Origin of the sequence: Rhizobium sp. BR 317 (assembly GCF_047445835.1) — a bacterium.
GTDB classification, from domain to species: Bacteria; Pseudomonadota; Alphaproteobacteria; order Rhizobiales; family Rhizobiaceae; genus Rhizobium; species Rhizobium paranaense.
This window is the reverse complement of sequence record NZ_JARWLB010000156.1, coordinates 1-1,002: the sequence shown is the minus strand read 5'-3', so window position 1 is coordinate 1,002 and position 1,002 is coordinate 1. Positions and strand designations below refer to the sequence as shown.

General features: G+C 56.2%; 2 protein-coding genes. Both read right to left on the bottom strand.

From position 1 onward, the window contains the following. Nucleotides 1-546 (bottom strand): FAD-dependent oxidoreductase (locus QD357_RS32495; protein ID WP_414126112.1); only part of this gene is annotated, 546 nt, incomplete at its 3' end. 30 nt (nt 547-576) lie between these two features. Continuing rightward, the coding region (locus tag QD357_RS32490; protein ID WP_414126111.1) for an aldehyde dehydrogenase family protein at nt 577-1,002 on the bottom strand (426 nt) is incomplete at its 5' end.

Below are 1,002 nucleotides of genomic sequence, written 5' to 3'. Positions count from 1 at the left end.
GCTCGGATAGCTTAGTTCGGTGGTCGGTGCGCCGCCGTAGAGCGTCAGTTCCGCATTCATCGAAGCTAGCTGCAATTCGTTCAAGCCGAGGKATTCAAGATGCTCACGAGCTGATACACCATCAAGACGGGCAACCTCTTGATTGTCCAGGGGCGAGTAGGGCCGCGGGAATAGCTCTCTTGAGCGGCCGCAAAACTTTTCAAAGGCAGTGATATATTCGGAATCAAAAGTTGCAGGCGGAACGTCGATTATCTGGCCGTCCGCGAGTACCATATAGGCCTTGTCAAGGTCCGCCAATGGTGCTTCTTTGAAACCAAAACCGTAGCGCTGCATCTMAGCGAAAACGTGCGGTTGGCACCAATGGACGCCCGCGCCGCCGATTTCAACGGGGCGACCGAGGAACTCAACCACATGCGTCCGGCCACCAAGCCGCTGACGCGCTTCAATGATCAATACCGACTTGCCCTGCGCCTTAAGTTCCCGTGCTGCGACGAGACCGGAAAATCCGGCACCTACKACGATTGCATCATATGTCTTCTCTATCATTTGTTGTCTCCTAGTTTAACTATGATGCAATCAGGCTACGTTGAGGATTTGTACGCGTGTGAATTCCAGAAAGCCTTCGGGGCCTGCTTCGACGCCACTCCCCGACTCTTTAGCCCCCGGAAAGGGGATATCMGCCGCGAGTGCCTGGTGCTGGTTGATCCAAACATTCMCCACTTCCAGTTTCATCGCGAGTGCGCGCGCGCGCGTAAGGTTGCTGCTCCAAATCGACGCACMGAGGCCGAAGAGGCTCGCATTAGCGCGGCGGATGGCGTCGTCATCGTCCGTGAAGGAAATGAGCGGCACCACCGGTCCGAATTGCTCCTCGTMAACCAGCCGAGAGCMATCCGTAATGTCGCGAACGACCGTCGGCTCAACGAAGTATCCAGGCCGATTGTCTACGCGACCGCCGGCAATTACGGTACCGTCGCTTTCCGCGATGGCGAGGTATTCCTTAAC